Origin of the sequence: Oscillibacter sp. 1-3 (assembly GCF_000403435.2) — a bacterium.
Classification (GTDB): Bacteria; Bacillota; Clostridia; order Oscillospirales; family Oscillospiraceae; genus Oscillibacter.
The window spans coordinates 480,162-500,079 of record NZ_KE159707.1 but is presented as its reverse complement, the minus strand read 5'-3'; the positions used below and the strand labels follow the sequence as shown (position 1 = coordinate 500,079).

Genomic DNA, 19,918 nt, shown 5'->3' with positions numbered 1-19,918 from the left:
GAAAATATTGGATGGGCGAGGAATTCTCACACCGGCCGAGGGAAATTTTCGCAGGAATACTGGATGTATTTCAAGAAAATCTGACGAAGAACGGCGCGATCAGACCCGTCCGGACTGCGCTCGCTGCCTGTGAATACAGCGGTTTTGCGGATTGCTGTCAAATTCGGTTTTCGGTTGAATGTTCTCACTTTACCGCAGTCATATTGGAATGTCAAGGCGGATTTGGATCGGTTTTCAACCTCCAAGCGGCGGCAAAGGCGGCGGGCGCTCCCGTCTCTCCCAACAGGCGCGCCTTCCGGCAGAGCTTGACAAGCGCGGGAAAATTTCATATGATTTCAGTATCGAATTTTCCAAGGAGGCGTTTTCATGCGGGCCACCATCAAGATGATCGCGGAGCGGGCGGGGGTTTCCATCGGCACGGTGGACCGGGTGCTCCACGACCGCCCCTATGTCAAGGCGGAGGTGCGGGAGCGGGTGCTGGCCGTGATGGCTGAGCTGGACTACCGTCCCAACCGCATGGCCAGCGCCCTGGCTACCAGCGGCACGGCCCGGCGCTTCACCGTGATCCAGCCGGAGTGGGGCCCCTATATTCAGGACGCCATGGCCGACGGCGTGAGCCGCTTCCTGGAGGAGCGGCGGGACTACAACCTCTCGGTGGAGGTGCTGCGCTATCCCCACGGAGACACGGCGGGCTGCCTCCAGCTTCTGGACCAGGCGTCCCGGGAGCATGTCCACGGCGTGGCCCTGTGCGGCTCGGACTGCGGCGAGGTCTGCGAGCGGCTCCGCCAGCTGGCCGGGCTTCAGATCCCGGTGGTGACGTTCAACTCCGATGTTCCCCATGCCCCCCGGCTGTGCTATGTGGGGGAGGACGCCCACCACGCCGGACGGGTGGCGGGGGAGATTGCCTCCAAATTCCTCCGCCCCGGGGACAAGGTGCTGCTGGCCTACTCCGGCCTGGAGTATGTGGGCCATAAAGCCCGAGCCGACGGATTTTTTGAGCGCCTGGCGGAGCGGGGCTTCTCCCGGGACGCCTTTTTGGTGGCCGCCACCCACGACAGCTACGAAAAGACCCTGGAGGCCGTGTCCCACGCGCTGGAGACGGAGTCTGGACTGCGGTATATCTACATGGCCACCCAGAGTGTTCCCGGCTGCGTGGAGGCCCTGCGCCGGACGGGCCGCGCCGAGCAGGTGCGGGTCCTGGCCCACGACAACAGCCCGGAGATCCGGCGGTTTTTGAAGGAGGGGCTGGTGGATTTCTCCATCGACCAGAACCTGCCCTACCAGAGCTATCAGGCGCTGTCCGTTCTCTTCGGCACCGTTCTGGAGCGCCGTGGTCCGGAGCGGGAGTATTACTATCCCTCCAGTACCATTCTCAACGCAGAGACCGTGGAATAACGAGCGGGCCCGCCGGGAATTCCCCGGCGGGCGTTCAGCTTCTGTCCCGTCCGGTCATTTTGAATTTTGCGCCTTTCCGCGGTTTTGGCAGTTGCTTATTTCGGACAAAACTGGTATACTGATATATCTATTGTATTTGTGTATTTAGGAGCTTCGCCATGAACAACAAAAAACTCTCCCGTATGCTGGAGCCCAACTTAAAGCTGTACTTTTTGTGCATGGCCCTGTTCTGCCTGCTGGCCCTGGCGGTGAATCCCCTGCTGGCCCTGGCGGAGGCCTGCGTCACCGCGGCGCTGTACGCCTATTTTTCCCAGGCCAACAAAAAGCGCCGCCAGGGGATCTTACAGTACATCGACAGCGTCACCGGCAGCGTGGACACCGCCAGCAAGTCCACCCTCATCCACTCCCCCCTGCCCATCATGGTCTTCCGGCCGGACACCGGAGAGGTCATCTGGAGCAACGAGGACTTCCTCCAGCTGGCCGGGGTGCGGGAGCACCTCTTTGAGATGCGGGTGGAGGACGCGGTGCCGAACTGCCCCGTCCAGTGGCTGCTGGAGGGCAAGCAGGAGTGCCCGGAGCGGGTGGCGATGAACGGCCGCCGCTTCCGGGTCTACGGCAGTCTGGTGCGGGCCAAGAGCCGCAGCGGCGAGCAGAACCTGGTGGCCACCACTTACTGGGTGGACGTCACCGAGTCCGACGCCCTGCGGGAGGCCTACACCGCCACCCGCCCCGTGCTGGCCCTTTTGATGGTGGATAACTACGAGGACCTCATGAAGGCCTGCGCCGACACCCAGCGCAGCGGCATTCTGGCCCAGATCGACGAGAAGCTGGACCAGTGGGCCGCCGGCAGCGACGGCATCCTGCTCAAGACCGAGCGGGACCGCTACCTCTTTCTCTTTGAGGAGCGGCATTACGACCACTTCGTGGAGGAGAAATTCTCCGTGCTGGACACCATCCGGGACATCAAGGCGGCGGAGGGCGTCCCCCCCACGCTGTCCATCGGCATCGGCAAGGACGGCGCTACGCTCTCGGAGCTTTTGAAAAACGCCAACCTCTCCCTGGAGATGGCCCTCAGCCGGGGCGGCGACCAGGCGGTGGTCCGGGGCAAGGTGGACTTTGCCTTCTACGGCGGCAGGGCCAAAGCCACGGAGAAGCGCACCAAAGTCAAGTCCCGGGTCATGGCCAACGCCCTCAGCGAGCTGATGGCCGACGCGGGCCAGATCTACGTCATGGGCCACAGCTATGCCGACATGGACGCCGTGGGCGCGGCGGTGGGCATCTGCTGCGCCGCCCGGAAGCGGGGCAAGCAGGCCCAGATCGTCATGGACCTGGAGCATAACGCCTCGGAGGCCCTGCTGGAGCGGGTCCGCTCCATGCCGGAGTACGCGGACACCTTCATCTCCGGCGGCGAGGCCTTTTTGAAGATGCAGCCGGGGGCCCTCCTGGTGGTGGTGGACACCAACCGCCCGGAGCTGGTGGACAGTCCCCAGGTGCTGGACGCCTGCAACCGCGTGGCGGTCATCGACCACCACCGCCGGGCCGCCACCTACATCGAAAACGCCGCTTTCAGCTTCCACGAGCCCTACGCCTCCTCCGCCTCGGAGCTGGTGACGGAGCTTTTGCAGTACCTCATCGAGCCCGCCGACCTCATGCGGGGGGAGGCGGAGGCCCTGCTTGCCGGCATCGTGCTGGACACCAAGCACTTCACCCTCCGCACCGGGGGCCGCACCTTTGAGGCGGCGGCCTTCCTCCGCCGGGCCGGGGCCGACACGGCGGACGTGCAGCGGCTGTTCCAGAACGATCTCAACGACATGGTCTCCCGGTACGACATCGTCCGCAGGGCGGAGCTCTACCGGGGGGACATCGCCGTCTCCGTGGTGCCCCAGGAGGGGGTGGACCGGGTGGCGGCGGCCCAGGCGGCCGATGAGCTTTTGACCCTCAAGGGGGTGAAGGCCTCCTTCGTGCTCTACCGCAACGGGGAGAACGTGCTGATGTCCGCCCGGTCCCTGGGGGAGGTCAACGTCCAGGTGGTGCTGGAGGCCCTGGGGGGCGGCGGCAACTCCACCACCGCCGGCGGGTGCGTTGAAAACGGCGACATCCTGGACGTGCGGACCCGGCTGGTGGCGGCCATTGACGCCTATTTTGAGAAATAGGGGGAAACGTCATGAAGGTCTTTTTCGCCGCCTTTTTCATCTGCCTGACGCTGATTTGCGGGGTCATGCTGCTGGGTGCGCTCTTCGGAGGGGTTGGGCTTTTGCTGCTGGTTGTCCTTGCGCTGGCAGCGCCCATCAGCGTCCTCGTCAATATCCTCGAAACCCAGAGGAAAAAGCAGGAGGAGCTGGAAAGGCGCATTCAGGATCTGGAGGGCCGAGAGAGTGCGGAATGAGGGGACACAGCCTCCAGGAGCGTAGTTTCTTTCTATTTTGAAAGGCGAGAAGGAGGAGCTGTTATGAAGAAATTTCTGATGACATTTTTCATCTGCCTGGTACTGGTATTTGTGTTTATGTTTTTCGGCGGCTCCGTGCTTTTGGACCTCTCCCGCCATTTTTACGCCTTTTTGGTATTCATTGCCCTCATTCTGGCGGTGCTGATCAGCGCCTTTGCGGCCCAGAGCGAAAAGCTGGAGGCCCTGGAGAAGCGGGTTCAGGAGCTGGAGGGCAGGGAGTGTGAACACGATCAGCAGTGAGAATCTGTATTCACAGGCGCTGAACGCCGTCTGGCCGGGCGCTTGAAAAGACAGGTCCGGGCACTCAAACAAAAACGATTTCAGAAATAAGGAGAAATAAGCAATGAAAGTCATTTTACAGCAGGACGTGAAGGGCCAGGGCAAGAAGGGCCAGATGGTGGAGGTCTCCGAGGGCTACGCCCGGAACTTCCTTCTGCCCCGGAAGATGGCCATCCCCGCCACGGCGGACGCCATCAACACCATGAATCTCAAGGAAAAGGCCCGCAAGGCCGAGGAGGCCCGGATGAAGGCCGAGGCGGAGGACATCGCCGAAAAGCTCAAGGAGTGCCAGGTGAAGCTTACCGCCAAGGCCGGCAGCAATGGCAAGCTCTTCGGCGCCGTCACCACCAAGGAGATCTCCGAGGGATTGATGAAGCAGTACAGCATCGACGTGCCCAAGCAGAAGTTGGTGCTGGAGGACCCCATCAAGGCCTTTGGCAGCTACCAGGTGAAGGCCAAGCTGGGCTTCGAGGTCAGCGGCACCGTCTACGTGTCGGTCTACGAGGAGAAGTGACCGCAGGGGCCGCCCCCCTGGGCGGCCTGTCCTTCCAATGGCCGGCGATTTTTGGGTTCTATCATATCGAATAGAAAAGGGTGGTGTTTTCGTTGCCAAACGAGGATCTTCTCCTCCGCCAGATGCCCCACAGCCTGGAGGGTGAGCAGGCGGTGCTGGGCTCCATGCTCATCGACGCCGACTGCGTCAAGGACGTGATGGACAAGCTCCGGCCCGCCGACTTCTACCTGCGGCAGAACCGGGAGATCTTTGAGACCATCTACTCCATGTTCACCTACGCCAAGCCCATCGACGGCATCACCGTCTGCGAGGAGATGCGCAAGAGCGGCGCCTACGACGACCAGACCACCCGTTCCTATCTCGCCCAGCTGATGGAGATCACCCCCACCAGCGCCAACGTGATGGAGTACGCCGCCATTGTCCGGGACAAGGCCCTTCTGCGGGGCGTGGCCCAGGCGGCGGCGGAGATCACGGCCCTGGTGCAGGAGGGCGTGGGCGAGGCCGCCGAGATCCTGGAGGCGGCGGAGCAGAAGGTCTACGCCGTTCGCCGGGGCCAGTCCGCTCAGGACATGGTGCCTTTGCGCCAGGTGCTGCCGGAGGTGCTGGACCGCCTCAGCGAAATGGGGGAGAGCGAGAACCACCTGCCGGGACTCTCCACGGGCCTCTCCGCCATTGACCAGAAGATCACGGGACTGAACAAGTCCGACCTGATCCTGCTGGCGGCCCGGCCCGGCATGGGCAAGACCTCCCTGGCGCTGAATCTGGCGCTGAACGTGGCCAAGAACAACCAGAAGACCGTGGCCGTCTTCTCCCTGGAGATGTCCCGGGAGCAGCTGGCCTCCCGGCTTCTCAGCACCGAGGCTCTGGTGGAGAACAACCGCCTGAAAACCGGCTGCCTCCGGGAGACCGACTGGGAGAAGATCGCCGGGGCCGCCACGATCCTGAACCGGGTGGACATCCGGATTGACGACAACCCCATGCTGTCCGTGGCGGACATGAACGCCAAGTGCCGCCGGCTGGACAACCTGGGGCTGGTGGTCATTGACTATCTGCAGCTGATGACCTCCGCCGGCGGCCAGACCCGGGGCGGCGAGAACCGCCAGCAGGTGGTGTCCGATATGTCCCGGATGCTGAAAATCATGGCCAAGGAGCTGGATGTGCCGGTGATCTGCCTCAGCCAGCTCTCCCGCGCCAATGAGAAGCGGGACGATAAGCGCCCCATGCTCTCGGACCTGCGGGAGTCCGGCGCCATTGAGCAGGACGCGGACATTGTGCTGTTTTTGTACCGGGACGATTATTACAATGAGGATTCGGAAAAGCATAATATTGCGGAATGTATAGTTGCCAAGAACCGCCACGGCGAGACCGGCAAGGTGGAGCTGCGGTGGATGCCGGAGTACACCCAGTTCTCCACGCTGGACAAGCGCTATGACGACGAGGACTGAGCTGCTGGAGCGGGCCCCCTGTGCGGTCCTGCCGGAGCGGGGGGAGGCGGCGCTCTGCGCCGTGTCCGGTGGGCTGGACTCCATGTGCCTGCTGCACATGCTGGACGGGTGGAGCAAAGCCCGGGGAGGGCGCGTGATTGCCGCCCACTTCAACCACCGGCTGCGGGGAGCGGCGGCGGACCGGGATGAGGCCTTCGTCCGAGAGATCTGCGCCCAGTGGAACATTCCCCTGGCCGTGGGCCGGGGGGACGTCGGGGCGCTCGCCCGGGAAAAGGGCCTCTGCGTTGAGGAGGCCGCCCGGAACATGCGCTACGATTTCCTCCGCCGGACGGCAGAGGCGGAGGGATGCAGCTATATCTGCACCGCCCACCACGCCGACGACAACGCCGAGACTGTCCTTCTGAACCTGCTCCGGGGCACGGGCCTCAAGGGTCTGACGGGGATGGAACGCCAGCGGGACATGATCCTGCGCCCCCTGCTGGATGTGACAAGGGCGGAGCTGGAGGACTACGCCGCCGCCTGGAACATCCCCCATGTGGAGGACGAAACCAATGCCGACCCAAGCGCCGCCAGCCGGAACCGTCTGCGGCTCCAGGTGATGCCGCTTTTGAAGGAGCTGAATCCCCGGGCGGTGGAGCACATCTGCGGGACCGCGGAGCGGCTCCGAAGCATCGACGACTCCCTGGAGCGGGACGCGGCGGAGCGCACCGCCCATGTGGAGGTGCGGGAGGGGCGGGTGAATTTGGCCTGCGAGGCGATATTCGGCGCCCCGGAGGCGGTCCGGCCCCGTATGCTTCTGCGGCTGTTCGACCTGCTGGGCGTGGGCCGGAGGGACATCGGGGCGGCGCATGTAAACGCGCTTTTGGATATGTGCAGACGGACCGGGCAGGGGAACGAGAGCCGCATCAGCCTGCCCCACGGCGTCACCGCCCGGTACTGCCGGAGGCGGCTGATTCTGGAGACCCGGCCTCAGCCCTTGACGGAGATCCCGCTTGTGCCGGACCAGCCCGTCCGGTGGGGAGATTATACGCTGACGCTTCTGGACCACCCAGAGGGCCATGGGATGGCCCTGCGGGACAGGACGATCTGCGAAAACTGGGAGGTAAAGGCGGCTCCCTGCGTACCGGGGGACCGGCTGGCCCTGCCGGGAAGCCGGGGGGCGCGGAGCGTCAAGCGGCTGTGCCTGGACAAGCGCATCACTTTGGAAGAACGGGACCGTCTGCCCGCCGTTTATATCAATGGAAGGCTGGCTGCCGTGTGGCGGCTGGGTGTGGATCAGGAATTCCTGCCGGAGGGAAGCGCCGTCCGGTTTATTAAAATTGAACACAATAGAGAGGCGGATGGATCATGAGAAGCGAGATGGAAAAGGATATTCTGAAAGTTCTGATTACCGAGGAGGAGCTGCAAAAACGGATTGCCGAGCTGGGTGAGGCCATCTACGAGCGGTTCCAGGGCAGGCGTCCCCTGTTCCTGGGGGTGCTGAAAGGCTCCTTCGTGTTCATGGCGGACCTGGTCCGGGCCTGCCAGCTCAAGAGCGACGTGGAGTTCATCGCCGTCAGCTCCTACGAAAACGCCACCGTCTCCTCCGGCCGGGTGAAGATCAACCACGACCTCCAGCAGGACATCACCGGCCGGGATCTCATCATCGTGGAGGACATTCTGGACTCCGGCAGCACCCTGGCCTTTTTGAAGGACTACTTTTTGACCAAGGGGGCGGCCTCCATCACCATCGTCACCCTGCTGGACAAGCCCTCCCGCCGCACCAAGGCCATCACCGCGGACTTCGCCGGCTTCGAGGTGCCCAACGAGTTCGTGGTGGGCTATGGCCTGGACTACTGCCAGGAGTACCGCAACGTCCCCTACATCGGCGTATTAAAGCCGGAGGTCTACGCCGGCTGAGAAAAGGAGAGTTACAATGAGCGGCTGTACCAACACCCGGCCCTGCCCCTGCACCTATGACTGCCCCCGCCGCGGCAAGTGCTGCGAATGCGTTGCCCACCACCGGGACCACGGCGAGGGCGTACCCGGCTGCTTCTTCTCCCCGGAGGGGGAGGCCGCCTATGACCGGAGCGTCGAGGCCCTGGCCCGGGACCGGGGCCTGATTCCCTGAGACGACCCGCATTCCATAAACCGCCCGGCGGGGACAGCCCCCAGAGCGATTTATCCCCAAAGGAGGGACCTGATTGAGCAGATATAACCGGATCACCAACAATTTCAGCCTCGTCTTCCTGGCGCTGATTATTGTGCTCTGCGTCAGCTGGGTTTGGCAGGCGGAGACCCGCTCCGCCCAGCTGGACTATTTTCAGATGCGGCAGCTCTTTGTCCAGGAGAAGGTGGAGAGCTTCACCATTGACGCAAACAACAACCTGACCATGACCCTGCGGGAGGAGCGGGACGACGGCTCCAAGACTCTCCGCTACCGCCTGTACAGCGTTGATCTCTTCTATGCCGACCTGAATGACCTGGTGCTGGCGCAGGCGGAGCGGGGCATTATCACCTCTTACAACTACCCGCCGCCGGAGACCACCAACTGGCTGGAGCTTCTGCTGCCGGGGCTGCTGATTCTCGTCGCCGTGGGACTGATGGGGTATCTCTTCCTCTTCCGCGCCCAGGGCGGCGGCATGGGGCCGGACCGGATGGCCAAATTCGGCACGGCCCACACCCGCACCCTCACCGAGAAGGACAAGAAGGTCACCTTTGAGGACGTGGCCGGGGCCGACGAGGAGAAGGAGGAGCTCCAGGAGATCGTGGAGTTCCTGAAAGATCCCCAGCGCTTTCTCGACCTGGGAGCCCGCATCCCCAAGGGCGTGCTGCTGGTGGGCCCGCCGGGCACCGGCAAGACCCTGCTGGCCAAGGCCGTGGCCGGGGAGGCCGGTGTGGGCTTCCTCTCCATCTCCGGCTCCGACTTTGTGGAGCTGTACGTGGGCGTGGGCGCCAGCCGGGTCCGGGACCTCTTCGACCAGGCCAAAAAGACCTCCCCCGCCATCGTCTTCATCGACGAGATCGATGCCGTGGGCCGCCAGCGGGGCACCGGCGTGGGCGGCGGACACGACGAGCGCGAGCAGACCCTGAACCAGCTTCTGGTGGAGATGGACGGCTTTGCCGCCAACGAGGGCGTGGTAGTCCTGGCAGCCACAAACCGCGCCGACGTACTGGACCCCGCCCTGCTGCGCCCCGGGCGGTTTGACCGGCAGATCTACGTGGGCCTGCCGGACATCAAGGGCCGGGAGGACATTTTGAAAGTCCACGCCAAGGGCAAGCCCCTCTCCGAGGACGTGGACCTGCGCAAGCTGGCCCGGGGCACCGCCGGCTTCACCGGCGCGGACCTGGAGAACCTCATCAACGAGGCGGCCCTGCTGGCCGCCCGGAAGGACCAGCGCTTCATCGCCATGCAGGACCTGAAAGACGCGGAGATCAAGGTCATCGCCGGACCGGAGAAGCGGAGCCGTGTCATCCCCCAGCACGAGCGGGAGCTGACCGCCTACCATGAGGCGGGTCATGCCGTGGTGATGCACGTTCTGCCGGACCACGACCCGGTGAGCCAGATCAGCATTGTCCCCCGGGGACAGGCCGGCGGCATGACCATCTCTCTGCCGGAGGAGGACCGCTCCTACCTCTCCAAGCGGTATATGGAGGACCAGATCGTGGCATTGCTGGGAGGCCGGGCGGCGGAGAAGCTGTGCCTGGGGGACATCTCCACCGGAGCCAGCAACGACATTCAGCGGGCCAGCGCCATCGCCCGGAAGATGGTGGCGTCCTACGGCATGAGCGAGAAGATCGGCACGGTCTCCTTTGACTCCGGCCACGACGAGGTGTTCATCGGCCGCACCATGAGCCAGGGCCGCAGCTACTCCGAGGCCGTGGCCGCCCAGATCGACGGCGAGGTCCGGGCCCTGCTGTCTGCCGCCTATGAGCGCTGTGAGGACATCCTGCGCCGGCAGCGGGACAAGCTGGAGACGGTGGCAAGGTACCTCCTGGAGAACGAGACTATGGAGCGGGATGCCTTTCTGGCCGTCTTCGGCGAGACGGAGCCGTCCGCGGAGTAAAGAAGTTTCCTTTTCAGCCGCCCGCGCATACAGCGCGGGCGGCTCCGCTTTTGCGGACAGGGCGGGAAAACACTGCGGAGAGCCGCTAAAATATGAAAAAACCGCCGGCCTCCGCGGGGCGCTTTCATCAAAATCACGAAAATAACTGTCCGTGACTTGTGGACAGTTCTCAGGTTCCGTTTTGGTCCATATCGGTTTTTGTCCGCTATATAAAGACATAAAGCCTGCGCAATGCGGACATTTTAAGAGGGCGGCGGGAAAACGTCCCCTCTCTTTCTGTGTATTATTCATCTTGCAAAACGGCTGAAAACCGCATAATATATTCCATAACCTTGGAATGGGAATCCATTCCGCCAATTCGAGGAGGATGAAAAGAATGAAAAAGCTATTCGCTCTGCTGCTGACACTGGCCATGGTTTTGTCCCTGGCGGCCTGCGGCGGCAATTCCGGCGGCTCCGACGGCGGCTCGGGCTCCGGCGCTTCCGGCAGCAAAGTCATCAAGATCGGCATCTATGAGCCCTCTTCCGGCAACAACGGCGCCGGCGGCAAGAAGGAGGTCCTGGGCATCGAGTACGCCAACACCCAGGTCAACACCGTCACCATCGGCGGCGAGGAGTACAGCATCGAGCTGGTGCCTGTGGACAACCAGTCCGAGAATGACAAGGGCGTCTCCGCGGCCCAGCAGCTGGTGAGCTCCGGTGTGGCCGTGGTTCTGGGCTCCTACGGCTCCGGCGTGTCCATGGCCGCCGCCCCCGTGTTCGAGGAGGCCAAGATCGCCGCCATCGGCTGCTCCTGCACCAACCCCGGCGTGACCCTGGGCAACCCCTACTACTTCCGGGTGTGCTATCTGGACCCCTTCCAGGGCAGCGTGCTGGCCAACCTGGCCAAGGATGAGTTCAGTGCCAAGACCGCCTACGTCTTCACGGAGCTGGGCGACGACTACTCTGTGGGCCTGGGCGAGTACTTCACCCAGGAGTGCGGCCGTCTGGGCATCCAGGTGGTGGCCGACCAGAACCCCCAGGGCAACACCGATATGTCCGGCTTTGTCAACGCCGCCAAGAGCGCGGGCGCCGACGTCATCTTTGCGCCCTGCTCCACCACCGTGGCCTCCCTGCTGATCGATCAGGCTGCCTCCGCCGGCATTCCCCTGATCGCCGGCGACACCTGGGACGACGCCGTTATTCTCCAGGCCGCCAGCAAGGCCGGCACGGACGTCTACTTCTCCACCTTCTACGACGAGGGCGCCTCTGACGCCGCCGCCGCCTTTATGGACGGCTTCAAGTCCTGGCTGAACGCCAACAGCGACAAGCTTTCCAACAACGGCGGCAGCGACACCGTCTCCGCAGTGTCCGCCCTGGGCTATGACGCCTACATGGTGGCTGTGGAGGCCATCAAGGCCGCCGATTCCGCCGACTCCGACGCCATTGCCCAGGCCCTCTCCGGCGTGACCTACACCGGCGTCACCGGCGACGTGGTGTTCGACGACGAGGGCGATGTGGACAAGAACATCATCTTCATCAAAGGCGTGGACACCGAAAAGGGTGAATTCTATTCCGTGAAGGAGCAGGGCCTCGCCCAGTGAGCTCCCCTGCGGGAAACATACGGCAGCGGGGTTCTCCCCCGCTGCCGTACATGGCGTTTCGCCGCCGGTTTTCCGGAGGGCAGAGACGGGATCTGCTTTCCGGAAAACCGGCGAAACCTGGAAATAAGGAGAGAGAATATGGTACAAATCTTGTCGACATTGCTGCCGGGCATCTCCGTGGGCGGGCAGTACGCCCTCATCGCCCTGGGCTATACGATGGTCTACGGCATTCTGCGCCTGATTAACTTTGCCCACGGCGACATCTTCACCGTGGCGGGCTTTGTCATGTTTTACGCCGTCACCGCCATGCCGGTGCAGCTGGCGATCCCCCTGACCATCGCCGTCACCGTGCTCCTGGGGTTCACGGTGGAGCGGCTGGCCTACAAGCCCCTGCGCTCCGCGCCCCGTATGAGCGTGATGATCTCCGCCATCGGCGTCAGCTACCTGCTGCAAAACCTGATGTGGTATATCACCGGCGGACAGCCACAGCAGTACCCGGTCATCCCCTGGATCTCCGACAGCATCTCCGTCTTTGGCACGGAGACGAAGCGGGTCACCATCATTACCCCCATCCTCACCATTGTGCTGATTCTGGCGCTGGTGACGCTGATTAAAAAGACCCGCATCGGCATGGCCATGCGGGCGGCCTCCCGGGATTTTGAGACGGCCCGGCTGATGGGGATCAAGATCAACAGCGTCATCTCCATGACCTTCGTCATCGGCTCCTTCCTGGCCGCGGTGGGGTCCTTCCTGTTTTTCAGCAATTACTCCACCGTCTCCCCCACCGTGGGCACCATGCCGGGCCTGAAAGCCTTCGTGGCAGCGGTGTTCGGCGGAATCGGCTCCATTCCCGGCGCTGTGGTGGGCGGCTTTATCATCGGCATCTGTGAGAATATCATCCGGGGCCTGGGATACTCCACCTTCAGCGACGCGTTTACCTTCGCGCTGCTGATCGTGGTGCTGTTCGTGAAGCCCACGGGCCTCTTCGGAGAGAAGCTGGAGGAGAAGGTGTGAGGATGGAAACAAAACGCAACAAGACGATTCTATGGGGACTGGTCCTCATTGCCGCGTTTTCGGCGCTGTCCCTGGGGGCGGAGGGCATCGCGGAGGCCACCGGCCAGACGCTTCTCATGACTGTTCTGAAAAAAGGCACCGTCTACGCGCTGCTGGCGGTGTCCATGAACCTGCTGAACGGCTTCACGGGCCTGTTCTCCCTGGGACAGGCGGGATTCATGCTGATCGGCGCCTATACCTACGCCATTTTGACCATCCCCGTGGCGAAGCGGGCCGGGGTCTACCAGTACTATGACGGCGGCATTGTCCAGTTCTCCATTCCGGAGACCTTCTCCGGCGTGTTCGGCGATCTGGTGGGCGGCGTCATCGGGATGGTAATCACCCTGGTGATCTGCGGCCTGCTGGCGGCCTTTTTCGGCTGGCTCATCGGCCTGCCGGTGCTGCGGCTCAAAAGCGACTATCTGGCCATTGCCACTTTGGGCTTTGCAGAGATTATCCGCACTTTCATCCAGTATGAGAGCTTTGCCCCCCTCACCAACGGCTCCAACACCCTGCGGCAGTATCCCACCTTCAAGCACCTCTACCCCTATGTCATTATTGTGGGACTGTGCATTCTGGGCATCGTGCTGCTGGTAAACTCCACCTACGGCCGGGCCTTCAAGGCCATCCGGGACGATGAGATCGCCGCCGAGGCCATGGGCATCAATCTGGCAAAGCACAAGATGCTCTCCTTCATCATCAGCTCCTTTTTCGCGGGCGTGGGCGGCGGCCTGCTGGCCATGTATATGAGCAGCGTCCAGGCGAAGGGCTTTACCGTGGCCATGACCTATGAGATCCTCCTCATGGTGGTCATCGGCGGAATCGGCTCCATCAGCGGCAGCATCATCGCCTCCTATCTCTTCATCGGGTGCAGCGAGTGGTGGCTGCGGTTCCTGGATGATCCCGGCAACAACCCCGGCGGCCTCAAGCTGCTGGCTCCCGGCTTCCGGATGGTGGTGTTCTCCATCTTTATCATGATCGTGGTGCTGTTCTTCCGAAAGGGCATCATGGGGGAGCGGGAATTCCCGGATATCCTCCGGCAGAGAGCGAAAAAGACAAAGAAGGAGGCCGCCGGAAAATGAGTGAGAACGTCCTGAAAGTGGAGAACGTCACCATGCAGTTCGGCGGCGTGGTGGCCGTGGACAATATGAACCTGGAGATCAACCAGGGGGAGATCGTGGCCCTGATCGGCCCCAACGGCGCCGGCAAGACCACCGCCTTCAACGTGGTCACCGGCGTGTACCAGCCCACCAACGGCGCGGTCTGGTTCCAGGGGGAGAAGATCGTGGAAAACCATCCCCAGGGCAAGATGCGGCAGCAGTACAAGGGCCAGCACGCCGGGGAGTATTCCCGCGCCCTGGCCCCCACCCCTGACGCCATCACCAAGCTGGGCATGGCCCGTACCTTCCAGAACATCCGCCTGTGGAAGTCCCAGACGGTATTTGACAACGTGCTCATCGCCAAGCACTGCCGGACCCACACCAACTTTCTCTCCGCTGCCCTCCGCCTGAACCGCAAAGAGGAGCAGGCCCAGCGGCAGCATGTGGAGGAGCTTTTGGAGCTGGTGGGCCTCTCCGATGTGAAGGGCGAGCTGGCCACATCCCTGCCCTACGGCAAGCAGCGGCGGCTGGAGATTGCCCGGGCCCTGGCCACGGAGCCGAAGCTCCTTCTGCTGGACGAACCGGCGGCGGGCATGAACCCCCAGGAGACCGGCGAGCTGACCGCCTTTATCAGTGAGATCCGCTCCAAGCTGGGGCTGACCGTATTTCTGATCGAGCACCATATGGACCTGGTCATGGACATCTCCGACCGCATTTACGTGCTGGACTTCGGCAGGCTGATCGCCGAGGGTACGCCGGCGGAGATCCAGAACAATCAGCGCGTCATTGACGCGTACCTGGGGGTGGCGGAGGATGCTTAAAATTGAGAATCTCCACGTGGCCTACGGCGGCATCCAGGCCCTGCGGGGCATCTCCATGGAGGTGCCCGACGGCAAGATCGTCACCCTGATCGGCGCCAACGGCGCCGGCAAGTCCACCACCCTGCGGACCATCACGGGCCTTGTGAAGGCCGTCTCCGGCTCCGTCCAGTGGAACGGGGAGGAGCTTCTGGGCAAGCCCATTGACCGGATCATCAGCGCCGGCATCGCCATGAGTCCCGAGGGGCGCCGGGTGTTCCCGGACCTGACGGTGCTGGAGAATTTGAAGCTGGGGGCCTACCTCCGCCGGAACAAGGCGGAGATCGCAAAGGACCTCCAGTGGGTCTACGAGCTCTTCCCCCGGCTGAAGGAGCGGGACTGGCAGGCGGCCGGCACCCTCTCCGGCGGCGAACAGCAGATGCTGGCCGTGGGCCGGGCGCTGATGAGCCGGCCGAAGCTCCTTTTGATGGATGAGCCCTCTCTGGGTCTGGCCCCTCTGGTGGTGCAGGACATCTTCTCCATCATCGGGGAGATCAACCGCCAGGGCGTCACCATTTTGCTGATTGAGCAGAACGCCAACATGGCCCTGAAAATTGCGGACCTTGCGTACGTGCTGGAGACCGGCAATATCACCATGAGCGGCACCGGCGCGGAGCTGCTGGCCGACGAGCGGGTGAAGGAGGCCTATCTGGGCAAACACAAAAGCTGAGAACGACAAAGGCGGGGAGGAGCGTAAGCTCCTCCCCGCTTTATCGTTTGGAATGTTTTCAGGCCAGCATATCCAGGCCCGCGTCCGAAGGCGCCGGGGCCTCCGCGGCCGTCACCGCCTGGGCGGCGGCGTACTGCTGCGCGGCCACCCCTGCCGAGACTCCCGCCGTGGCGGAGGTGAGCTCCTGCAGCTGGGTCCGCAGCTCCAGTCTGGCGGCGGACAGCTGCTCCTGTGTCCGATTGTCCATCTCAGCCTCCCGGATATAGCCAGATTCCCGGATGCTCCGCAGCGCCCGGGTGCGGGTGAGCTCCTGCCGGAGCCGGGCGGCCTTCCGGCGGTTCTTCTCCTCCAGGGCCTTTTTCCGCCGGGTCTCCGCCAGCTTCTCCCGCTGTACGTCTTTCTGCTTCCTTCCCGCCCGATGGACGGCCTTCTGCAGCTGGCGGATGGCCGCCTGGATGCGCTCCTTGTTGTCCGGGTCGCTCCGCAGGGCGGACTGCAGCTGGACGATCTTCCGCCGGGCGTAGCCGGAGGCGGCGGTGATCTCCCCCGGCGTCCTGGCCCGGGCCAGCTTGGCGTAGGCCGTCATGGGGGCGTCTCCATAGCGGGCGTTCTTGGGGAGCTTGAACTGATCCCGCCGGGCCTCCGCCTTCTCTTTGGCGTCCCGCATCATCTCATAGATGCTCTTGGCCTCCCGCTGGGCGGAGGCGGCATAGTCCTGCCGCTGAGGCGCGCCCGCGCCGCTGGTGATGCCGCTGGACTCCATAGCCGTCCCCCCCTCCTGTTTATAGAGTGTATATCGGCAGAAGCAGGGCGGAAGAAAATACCCTGGTGGAAAATTTATGCAGTCCTACAAATTTTTTGTGAGATCCGCCAACGGATACCCCGCTACCGGGCCACAAACACCATGACGCTCCTGGGGCGGATGGTGAAGCGCTCCTCCGCCGGGCGGCGGGGAGGCTGCTCCTCCTCCCAGGTGTCCGCCGCCAGCTCCCAGTACATGGAGGCGGGCAGGCGGGGCAGGGTGACCTCCAGCTCCTCCCACCAGGCGTTGGAGGCCACGTAGACCACCTGGGGCCCGGTGCTCCGCTCCGCCCCGGCGAACATCACGCCCACGTACCGCTCGTGGCTCTCGAAAAACCCGCTGCACCAGGGCTCCACCCCGTGGAAGCTGACGTCCGGAAAGCCGCAGGCGCCATTGCTCAGGCTGGTTCGCAGTACCCGGTGCTTCTTCCGGAAACGGATCATGTACTGGAAAAAGCGGAACATCCCCCTGTTTTTCTCCAGCCGGGACCAGTCCAGCCAGGAGGTGATGTTGTCCTGGCAGTAGGCGTTGTTGTTGCCGAACTGGGTGTTGCAGAACTCGTCCCCTGCCAGGAACATGGGAATCCCCCGGCTGCACATCAGCAGGGCGAAGGCGCTGCGGATCATCCGCCGCCGCAGGGCGTTTACCGCCGGATCCTCCGTCTCCCCCTCGGCGCCGCAGTTCCAGCTGTTATTGTCATTGGCTCCGTCGGTGCCGCCCCAGCCGTTTTTCTCGTTGTGCTTTTCGTTGTAGGCGTAGAGGTCGTAGAGGGTAAACCCGTCGTGGCAGGTGAGGAAGTTGATGGAGGCGTCCTTCCGCCCCGCGCCGCCGTAGATGTCCCGGGAGCCGGCGAGGCGCAATGCCGCCGCCTGGGCGCAGCCCTCGTCCCCCTTGAGATAGCGGCGCAGGTCGTCCCGGTAGCGGCCGTTCCACTCCGCCCAGCGGTTCCAGGCGGGGAAGGACCCAACCTGATAGAGCCCTCCGGCGTCCCAGGCCTCGGCAATGAGCTTCACGTCCCCCAGGATGGGGTCGAAGGCCAGGGCCTGGAGCAGGGGCGGGTCCCCCATGGGGGCGCCGTCCTCGTTCCGGCTGAGGATGGAGGCCAGGTCGAAGCGGAAGCCGTCCACGTGGTAGGTGGTGACCCAGTAGCGCAGGCAGTCCAGAATCATCTGCCGCACAATGGGGTGGTTGCAGTTGACGGTGTTGCCGCAGCCGCTGAAATTATAGTATTTCCCCTCCGGCGTCAGCAGGTAGTAGATGTTGTTGTCAAGGCCCTTGAAGGAGAAGAAGGGCCCCTGCTCGTTGCCCTCCGCCGTGTGGTTGAACACCACGTCCAGGTACACCTCAATGCCGTGCTGCTGGAAGGTCTTGATGAGATTTTTCAGCTCGTTGCCCTCCCGGTTGTACTCCGTCCCGGCGGCGTAGCTGGTGTTGGGGGCGAAGAAGCTGACGGTGTTGTACCCCCAGTAGTTGCACAGCTCCTGCCCCTCCCACACACGGTAGTCCTGCATCTCGTCGAACTCGAAGATGGGCATCAGCTCCACGGCGTTAACCCCCAGCTCCAGCAGATAGGGCAGCTTTTCCAGAAGCCCCGCGAAGGTGCCGGGGTATTGGACGCCGGAGGAGGGGTCCTTGGTAAAGCCCCGGACGTGGAGCTCGTAGATGATGAGATCCTCCATGGGGATCAGAGGCGGACGGGCGTCCTTCCAGTCGAAGTCGTCCTTCACCACCCGGGCCCGGTAGTGCTGGCCGTGGGGGGAGGACTTCCCCCACTGGCTCTGCCCCGTCACCGCCTTGGCGTAGGGGTCCAGCAGGTAGCGGCTTTTGTCGAAGATCAGTCCCTTCTCCGGCTCATAGGGGCCGTCCACCCGGTAGGCGTACTCAAATTCCTCGATATTCAGCTTAAACACGATCATGGAGTACACGTTGCCGATGCGGTAGCGCCTGGGAAAGGGCAGGGCCGCAAAGGGCTCCGTCTCCCCCCTGTGAAACAGCAGCAGTTCGATGGAGGTGGCATTGTGGGAGTGCACCGTGAAGTTCACGCCGCCGGGGATGGCGGTGGCCCCGTTGATCTCATAAAACCCGGGGCGGACCTCAAAGCCGCTGATGACATCCATGGGGACCAGGTGAATGGTCCGGGGCAGCACCAGCTTTTCCTCTGCCGTTGTATTCTCTTTGTTCATCCTATCTCCTCCGTCCTTCCAATTTTACAGACCCTGCATCAGGTCTTTGACGATCCGCGCGGTCATGCCCCAGATCACATGCCCCTCATACCGCCAGGAGGGCACCTCCACCGCGCCGCAGCTCCAGGCGTAGTCCCGTGGAATGCCCGCCGCCTCGTAGGGGAAGTCCTCCGGCAGGCTGGGTATCAGCCGGTAGCGGGCGGTCACCGGCGGTGTGCGGCGGAAAAAGTCCAGCGGCACCGTAAAGACCTCCGCCACCTCCGCCGGGGAGGGCTGCATCCGGGCCAGCCCCGCCGGGGAGACCACGCCCACCACAGGCCGCAGCAAGAAGCCCCGCTGATTGCAGATGAAGTCCGAGGGGCCCAGCAGATCCACCTCCTCCCGGGGGATGGAGAGCTCCTCCTCCGTCTCCCGCAGGGCGCAGTCCTCCGGCGTCTCTCCCGGCTCCATCCATCCGCCGGGAAAGCACACCTCGCCACCCTGGCGCAGGCCCGCCGCCCGGGTCTCGAACAGCAGGCAGGGTCCCGACTGCGTCTCCAGCAGGGGCGCCAGCACGGCACAGCTCCGCGCCGCGCCCAAAAGCCCCGGCGTATGGCCGCCGTACCGGCGGCGCAGGGCGTCCAGCGCCCCCGTCACAGCAGCATCTCCAGCGCCTGGCGGCGGTTTTCAATGTCCACCGCCGGAAGGCTCGGCGCGTACTCCCCGTCCAGAGACCAAGGCAGTTTCTCCTCCGTCTCCAGATGGAGGGAGGACACGTGGCGGAACACAAGTCCCTCGCTGTCGTACTGCTGGTTCAGCAGCGCCACCACCAGGTTCTGAAGGTCCGCCGGGGTGCGGGGGTTGGGGATCAGCAGCAGCTCGAATTTCCCGTCGTCCAGCACCACCCGCTCCTCCTCCAGCTTCATCAGCCCGCCGATGGAGGTGGAGTTGCACACCGCGCCGAAGAGATACTCCCCGTCCAGAACCTCCCCGTCGGCGGTGAGCTTCACCCGGTAGGGCCGCAGGCTGTTCAAATCCTTCATGCCCTCCAGGATATAGGCGAAGTGGCCCAGGGCGTTCTTGGCGGCCTGGGAGGCGGTGTAGGAGCTGCGGGTAAAGGCCCCGAAGGAGGCCACGTACACAAAATACCGCTCGTTCCAGCGTCCCACGTCCAGACGGCGGGGCGTGCCGGACACCATGGCCGCCGCAGCCTCCGCCGGCTTTCCGGGCAGACGCAGGCTGGAGGCGAAATCGTTGGTGCTGCCCTGGGGCAGGTAGCCCAGCAGAGGCGGGCAATCCAGCCGCATCAGGCCGTTGACCACCTCGTTCAGCGTTCCGTCGCCGCCCACCGCCGCTACCGCGTCATAGGTTCCGCCGGCGGACGCGGCGGTATCGGCCGCGTCGCCGGGCCGGGCGGTGGTGTTGTGGATGGAGAGGAGATACCCCGCCTGAGAGAGTATCGCCGCCGCGTCGAACAGCGGCCCCCGGGATTTGTGCCGTCCCGCCCTGGGATTGACGATCATCAGCAGTTTTTTCGGTTCCATGTTTTTGACAGCGCCTCCTGACG

At 63.6% G+C, this 19,918-nt stretch carries 19 protein-coding genes; 15 read left to right on the top strand and 4 right to left on the bottom strand.

Annotation, left to right across the window (positions count from 1 at the left end; all coding sequences use genetic code 11):
* Nucleotides 1-366: 366 nt before the first annotated feature.
* The 15 genes from C816_RS08915 to C816_RS08845 all read left to right on the top strand — a co-directional run bounded on the left by C816_RS08915 (nucleotide 367) and on the right by C816_RS08845 (nucleotide 15,387).
* The gene (locus C816_RS08915) at nucleotides 367-1,395 is read left to right on the top strand and encodes a LacI family DNA-binding transcriptional regulator (protein ID WP_016322064.1); all 1,029 of its coding nucleotides are present in this window, start codon (nucleotides 367-369) and stop codon (nucleotides 1,393-1,395) included.
* 158 nt (nucleotides 1,396-1,553) lie between these two features.
* Entirely contained in the window at nucleotides 1,554-3,548 is a 1,995-nt protein-coding gene (locus C816_RS08910; protein ID WP_016322063.1) for a DHH family phosphoesterase, read from the top strand.
* 11 nt (nucleotides 3,549-3,559) lie between these two features.
* Complete coding sequence (locus tag C816_RS08905) at nucleotides 3,560-3,781, top strand: hypothetical protein (protein ID WP_016322062.1); 222 nt, start codon at nucleotides 3,560-3,562, stop codon at nucleotides 3,779-3,781.
* Nucleotides 3,782-3,844: 63 nt separating this feature from the next.
* Complete coding sequence (locus C816_RS08900; RefSeq protein ID WP_016322061.1) at nucleotides 3,845-4,081, top strand: hypothetical protein; 237 nt, start codon at nucleotides 3,845-3,847, stop codon at nucleotides 4,079-4,081.
* Nucleotides 4,082-4,184: 103 nt separating this feature from the next.
* Nucleotides 4,185-4,634, top strand: coding sequence for a 50S ribosomal protein L9 (gene rplI / locus C816_RS08895; protein WP_016322060.1), 450 nt, complete (start codon nucleotides 4,185-4,187; stop codon nucleotides 4,632-4,634).
* Between the two features lie 92 nt (nucleotides 4,635-4,726).
* Nucleotides 4,727-6,079 (top strand): replicative DNA helicase, encoded by a 1,353-nt coding sequence (dnaB, locus tag C816_RS08890; RefSeq protein WP_016322059.1) that lies wholly within the window; start codon nucleotides 4,727-4,729, stop codon nucleotides 6,077-6,079.
* On the top strand, nucleotides 6,063-7,430 hold the full coding sequence (gene tilS / locus C816_RS08885) for a tRNA lysidine(34) synthetase TilS (RefSeq protein ID WP_016322058.1): 1,368 nt from the start codon (nucleotides 6,063-6,065) through the stop codon (nucleotides 7,428-7,430). Before dnaB ends, tilS begins: the two co-directional genes overlap by 17 nt.
* Nucleotides 7,427-7,978: a hypoxanthine phosphoribosyltransferase gene (gene hpt / locus C816_RS08880; RefSeq protein WP_016322057.1), complete on the top strand. Its 552-nt coding sequence runs from the start codon at nucleotides 7,427-7,429 to the stop codon at nucleotides 7,976-7,978. Before tilS ends, hpt begins: the two co-directional genes overlap by 4 nt.
* A 16-nt stretch (nucleotides 7,979-7,994) precedes the next feature.
* Nucleotides 7,995-8,189, top strand: a complete 195-nt coding sequence (locus C816_RS08875; protein WP_016322056.1) for a hypothetical protein — start codon at nucleotides 7,995-7,997, stop codon at nucleotides 8,187-8,189.
* Between the two features lie 73 nt (nucleotides 8,190-8,262).
* A complete protein-coding gene (ftsH, locus tag C816_RS08870) occupies nucleotides 8,263-10,125 on the top strand; it encodes an ATP-dependent zinc metalloprotease FtsH (RefSeq protein ID WP_016322055.1) in 1,863 nt (620 codons plus the stop codon).
* A gap of 376 nt (nucleotides 10,126-10,501) precedes the next feature.
* The gene (locus C816_RS08865) at nucleotides 10,502-11,707 is read left to right on the top strand and encodes an ABC transporter substrate-binding protein (RefSeq protein WP_016322054.1); all 1,206 of its coding nucleotides are present in this window, start codon (nucleotides 10,502-10,504) and stop codon (nucleotides 11,705-11,707) included.
* Between the two features lie 138 nt (nucleotides 11,708-11,845).
* Nucleotides 11,846-12,721, top strand: a complete 876-nt coding sequence (locus C816_RS08860; RefSeq protein WP_016322053.1) for a branched-chain amino acid ABC transporter permease — start codon at nucleotides 11,846-11,848, stop codon at nucleotides 12,719-12,721.
* Between the two features lie 2 nt (nucleotides 12,722-12,723).
* Nucleotides 12,724-13,842: a branched-chain amino acid ABC transporter permease gene (locus tag C816_RS08855; RefSeq protein WP_016322052.1), complete on the top strand. Its 1,119-nt coding sequence runs from the start codon at nucleotides 12,724-12,726 to the stop codon at nucleotides 13,840-13,842.
* Nucleotides 13,839-14,681, top strand: a complete 843-nt coding sequence (locus C816_RS08850) for an ABC transporter ATP-binding protein (RefSeq protein WP_016322051.1) — start codon at nucleotides 13,839-13,841, stop codon at nucleotides 14,679-14,681. Before C816_RS08855 ends, C816_RS08850 begins: the two co-directional genes overlap by 4 nt.
* Nucleotides 14,674-15,387, top strand: a complete 714-nt coding sequence (locus tag C816_RS08845; RefSeq protein ID WP_016322050.1) for an ABC transporter ATP-binding protein — start codon at nucleotides 14,674-14,676, stop codon at nucleotides 15,385-15,387. Before C816_RS08850 ends, C816_RS08845 begins: the two co-directional genes overlap by 8 nt.
* Before the next feature lie 58 nt (nucleotides 15,388-15,445).
* Here the strand turns inward: C816_RS08845 and C816_RS08840 are convergent, their stop codons facing one another.
* The 4 genes from C816_RS08840 to C816_RS08825 form a co-directional block, all read right to left on the bottom strand.
* Nucleotides 15,446-16,150, bottom strand: a complete 705-nt coding sequence (locus C816_RS08840; RefSeq protein WP_016322049.1) for a hypothetical protein — start codon at nucleotides 16,148-16,150, stop codon at nucleotides 15,446-15,448.
* A 122-nt stretch (nucleotides 16,151-16,272) separates the two neighbouring features.
* Entirely contained in the window at nucleotides 16,273-18,372 is a 2,100-nt protein-coding gene (glgX, locus tag C816_RS08835; RefSeq protein WP_016322048.1) for a glycogen debranching protein GlgX, read from the bottom strand.
* A gap of 24 nt (nucleotides 18,373-18,396) precedes the next feature.
* On the bottom strand, nucleotides 18,397-19,008 hold the full coding sequence (locus C816_RS08830) for an NUDIX hydrolase (protein WP_016322047.1): 612 nt from the start codon (nucleotides 19,006-19,008) through the stop codon (nucleotides 18,397-18,399).
* A complete protein-coding gene (locus tag C816_RS08825) occupies nucleotides 19,005-19,895 on the bottom strand; it encodes a diacylglycerol/lipid kinase family protein (RefSeq protein ID WP_016322046.1) in 891 nt (296 codons plus the stop codon). The genes C816_RS08830 and C816_RS08825 overlap by 4 nt, the downstream gene beginning before the upstream one ends.
* Nucleotides 19,896-19,918: the final 23 nt, after the last annotated feature.

Excerpts from the sequence above, each read along its gene's own strand:
- C816_RS08855 (WP_016322052.1), top strand. The coding sequence starts at position 12,724 with ATGGAAACAAAACGCAACAAGACGATTCTATGGGGACTGGTCCTCATT.
- tilS (WP_016322058.1), top strand. The coding sequence starts at position 6,063 with ATGACGACGAGGACTGAGCTGCTGGAGCGGGCCCCCTGTGCGGTCCTG.
- C816_RS08910 (WP_016322063.1), top strand. The coding sequence starts at position 1,554 with ATGAACAACAAAAAACTCTCCCGTATGCTGGAGCCCAACTTAAAGCTG.
- C816_RS08900 (WP_016322061.1), top strand. The coding sequence starts at position 3,845 with ATGAAGAAATTTCTGATGACATTTTTCATCTGCCTGGTACTGGTATTT.
- glgX (WP_016322048.1), bottom strand. The coding sequence starts at position 18,372 with ATGAACAAAGAGAATACAACGGCAGAGGAAAAGCTGGTGCTGCCCCGG.
- C816_RS08905 (WP_016322062.1), top strand. The coding sequence starts at position 3,560 with ATGAAGGTCTTTTTCGCCGCCTTTTTCATCTGCCTGACGCTGATTTGC.
- rplI (WP_016322060.1), top strand. The coding sequence starts at position 4,185 with ATGAAAGTCATTTTACAGCAGGACGTGAAGGGCCAGGGCAAGAAGGGC.
- C816_RS08875 (WP_016322056.1), top strand. The coding sequence starts at position 7,995 with ATGAGCGGCTGTACCAACACCCGGCCCTGCCCCTGCACCTATGACTGC.
- C816_RS08865 (WP_016322054.1), top strand. The coding sequence starts at position 10,502 with ATGAAAAAGCTATTCGCTCTGCTGCTGACACTGGCCATGGTTTTGTCC.
- C816_RS08845 (WP_016322050.1), top strand. The coding sequence starts at position 14,674 with ATGCTTAAAATTGAGAATCTCCACGTGGCCTACGGCGGCATCCAGGCC.
- C816_RS08825 (WP_016322046.1), bottom strand. The coding sequence starts at position 19,895 with ATGGAACCGAAAAAACTGCTGATGATCGTCAATCCCAGGGCGGGACGG.
- C816_RS08840 (WP_016322049.1), bottom strand. The coding sequence starts at position 16,150 with ATGGAGTCCAGCGGCATCACCAGCGGCGCGGGCGCGCCTCAGCGGCAG.
- C816_RS08850 (WP_016322051.1), top strand. The coding sequence starts at position 13,839 with ATGAGTGAGAACGTCCTGAAAGTGGAGAACGTCACCATGCAGTTCGGC.
- C816_RS08915 (WP_016322064.1), top strand. The coding sequence starts at position 367 with ATGCGGGCCACCATCAAGATGATCGCGGAGCGGGCGGGGGTTTCCATC.
- hpt (WP_016322057.1), top strand. The coding sequence starts at position 7,427 with ATGAGAAGCGAGATGGAAAAGGATATTCTGAAAGTTCTGATTACCGAG.
- C816_RS08860 (WP_016322053.1), top strand. The coding sequence starts at position 11,846 with ATGGTACAAATCTTGTCGACATTGCTGCCGGGCATCTCCGTGGGCGGG.